The organism is Microcystis sp. M53598_WE2, from assembly GCF_030067735.1.
GTDB classification, from domain to species: Bacteria; Cyanobacteriota; Cyanobacteriia; order Cyanobacteriales; family Microcystaceae; genus Microcystis; species Microcystis aeruginosa.
The window spans coordinates 1-1,648 of sequence record NZ_JASJFE010000501.1 but is presented as its reverse complement, the minus strand read 5'-3'; the positions used below and the strand labels follow the sequence as shown (position 1 = coordinate 1,648).

The 1,648-nt window shown below is 36.2% G+C and carries 2 protein-coding genes and 1 pseudogene; all 3 read right to left on the bottom strand.

Annotated features, from left to right (window positions below; all coding sequences use genetic code 11):
- On the bottom strand, positions 1-857 hold an 857-nt coding region (locus PX636_RS10330), incomplete at its 3' end, for a serine/threonine-protein kinase (protein WP_288117042.1).
- Between the two features lie 57 nt (positions 858-914).
- Entirely contained in the window at positions 915-1,337 is a 423-nt protein-coding gene (locus PX636_RS10325; RefSeq protein WP_041804087.1) for a shikimate 5-dehydrogenase, read from the bottom strand.
- A 44-nt stretch (positions 1,338-1,381) separates the two neighbouring features.
- Positions 1,382-1,648: pseudogene (locus PX636_RS10320) on the bottom strand (coiled-coil domain-containing protein); the annotation flags it as partial.

Sequence of the window (1,648 nt, the reverse complement as noted above, 5' to 3'; positions counted from 1 at the left end):
AGCAAAGTTTTGCTGTCTTTAGGTCGATCAATAGGTTTTTCTGCCATTAAATTATCGATAAAATCTGCTAATCGAGAAGGGATATTTGGGGTATATTTACGCCAGTTAAATTCATTGGTATTAATATTATAAATTTTCGGGTCACTGGGTTCTTTACCGGTTAACAAAAAGACGAAAGTTTTGCCCAAAGCATAAAAGTCTGACTGGGGGACAGAGTGACCGCGAGATTGTTCGGGAGGAGCATATCCGGGGGTATAAATTCCTGTGTTTTTGCCTCCTGCTAGGACGGTTTTAGTCACTTGTCGCGCCGCTCCAAAATCAATTAAAACTAATTGACCATCGGGTTTTAAGATAATATTAGAGGGTTTGATGTCGCGATGATAGAATTTATGTTTATGAACTTCGTGGAGAATATTAGCTAACTGAGTTAACCAATCACAAGCGAGATTATAATCAATCGGTTTAAATCCTCTTTGTTTTTGATATTCTTCTAAGTCAATACCAGCAATTTTCTCCATGACTAAACAGTGTAAAGCAGTTTGACTCTCCCGGGGATGATAAATAAAATAGTTTTCTCCTTTGGGAATACCGGGGTGATTTAATTGTTTTAAAAGATTGGCTTCCTGTTGAAATAAATCAATAGCTTTGCTGGAATCGTAGGTAAGAACTTTTAATACTTTGGGTATTTTACGCTCATCTATCACTTCATAGGTATTACCAAATCCACCTTTGGCACTCAATAAATTTGTGACTCGATATTTACCATTTAAAAGCAAGTCGGAACCACAGGATTGACAGTAACGACTCTCCTTGATACTTTTCGGTTTAGGACAATGAGGATTAATGCAAAAACTCATGGATTTTATTGGTAGAGTACAAAATAAACTTGATGATTAAAATATCCCCTGATATATTTAAGGTTTATTGCCAAGAAAAAAGCCGCGCAATCCCAAAGTGACCACGGCACTTAAAAAAGCCACAACCATGGGGATAATCAGAGATTTAAACCCTTTCAAGTCAGCAATATCTTTAACTAGGATTGCATAACTATCCTCGACTTTTTCCAGTCGTTTATCCATCGCTTCGACTTTCTGATCAAGAGTTTTAATATCTCCTTTGATTTCTGTGACTTCCACCTTTAAATCATTAACATCTTTTTGGAGACTGTCAAATTTTTGATTAACATCTTTTTGGAGACTGTCAAATTTGTGCTCCATATCTCTTTGGAGATTGTCGATTTTCTGATTAACATCTCTTTGGAGGGTGTCGATTTTACTCTCGATCCTTGTCAGGACAGATTCGAGAGAATAGGTAACGGTTTCGCTAGTTTGTGTCATCATTAAAAACCTCTTGAAAATAACTACTTTCTTGAAATAAAAAATCAAGGTTTATTGCCAAGAAAAAAGCCGCGCAATCCCAAAGTGACCACGGCACTTAAAAAAGCTACAACCATGGGGATAATCAGAGATTTAAACCCTTTCAAGTCCGCAATATCTTTAACTAGGATTGCATAACTATCTTCGACTTTTTCCAGTCGTTTATCCATTGTTTCGACTTTCTGATCAAGAGTTTTAATATCTCCTTTGATTTCTGTGACTTCCACCTTTAAATCATTAACATCTTTTTGGAGACTGTCAAATTTTTGATT

Bases quoted from the DNA above. Each gene is read 5' to 3' on its own strand.
- PX636_RS10325 (WP_041804087.1), bottom strand. From the start codon at position 1,337: ATGACACAAACTAGCGAAACCGTTACCTATTCTCTCGAATCTGTCCTG.